Origin of the sequence: Xenorhabdus sp. NBAII XenSa04, from assembly GCF_963866145.1 — a bacterium.
GTDB classification, from domain to species: Bacteria; Pseudomonadota; Gammaproteobacteria; order Enterobacterales; family Enterobacteriaceae; genus Xenorhabdus; species Xenorhabdus indica.
Genome location: NZ_CAWMEB010000129.1, coordinates 1 through 1,110, shown reverse-complemented (window position 1 = coordinate 1,110; position 1,110 = coordinate 1). Strand labels below are relative to the sequence as shown.

The following is a 1,110-nucleotide window of genomic DNA, read 5'->3' as shown; positions in this document are numbered from 1 at the left end:
GTGTGGTACATCTGCGCACCTTTGGAAGCAGATATCGTCAGTCTGATGACGATGAAGGTTTCTTAATCTCATTCATCATGGCCAACAGGCCAGTCACCCAACGGGGAACACGTTTCCCATTGGGTCAGGTGTTCTCCGTTGTTTTTATCAGGAGAATACCATGCAACAAAATACTACCCCGGCCACGGTGCACACTGTGTCCCCGGCTGAACGCTCCCCTTTTGCTGAAATTTTTCCGCACACCGGTTCACTGGAACTGATGTTGCTGGAGCACACGTTCATTAAAGCTGCTGCCGTGCTGTGTGACGATGACCGGTGTGACCGATGGCAGTACCGGAAGGTGTCAGACCGCATCGCCTATATCGTGCCGGCACGGTCGGATTCCGCTGTGGTCAACGTGGGTACGACTGACTTTAAAGGTGAAGTCTCCGCCGATGCCTTTGGGCTGATGGTAACCCTGAGCGTGTTGGGTTATCTGACGGCGCTGATGAAGCTGGACGGATACGCTGAGCGGTTTTGCGCCCTGCGTGAATATGCGCTGCAACATCCTCAGGCGCAATATATCCGGGCAGCGTTGGGCTTAAAGGGAGAACGTGATGCCAAAGAATGAACTGATGATGCTGGACAGTCTTGCACTGTCAGGCGTGTTCCCCGACAAAACCCCGCTGGAACGGTTATTTCTGGGGTGCCTGCTGGCGAATACCGTATCAACGTTATGCGGCGGTGACCAGCCTGAACAATGGACAAGCCGGCAGGTGTCTGAATCGCTGACTTATCTGGTGCCGACACGGGCGGAAACGTATTCCGTTTATCTGCCGGACATCCGATTCACGGCCACGCTTTCAGCCGATGCCTTCGGGCTGGCGGTGACGGCCATCGTATCAGCCCGTATCTCGGTGTTGGATACCCCGAATGAGGAGGCGTACCGGTTCTGCGCATTGCAGGAGTATGCACAACAGCACCCGGAAAGCGGCCTGATAGCTTCGGTCATGACACTGAAACCCGGAGAGGACGTTATCAGTCCGTTACTTATCCACAACAAAAATAAACATCATTAACGTTATCAGCCCATGAGGCTGTTAACCCTTTTCTTAAGCGCCTGACCAGGGA

2 protein-coding genes are annotated in these 1,110 nt (G+C 54.0%); both read left to right on the top strand.

Features of this window, described 5'->3' with window-relative positions; all coding sequences use genetic code 11:
- Positions 1-160 precede the first annotated feature (160 nt).
- Positions 161-610: an antirestriction protein gene (locus AAC147_RS05980; RefSeq protein ID WP_047685996.1), complete on the top strand. Its 450-nt coding sequence runs from the start codon at positions 161-163 to the stop codon at positions 608-610.
- On the top strand, positions 597-1,058 hold the full coding sequence (locus AAC147_RS05975) for an antirestriction protein (RefSeq protein ID WP_047685993.1): 462 nt from the start codon (positions 597-599) through the stop codon (positions 1,056-1,058). The genes AAC147_RS05980 and AAC147_RS05975 overlap by 14 nt, the downstream gene beginning before the upstream one ends.
- Positions 1,059-1,110 lie beyond the last annotated feature (52 nt).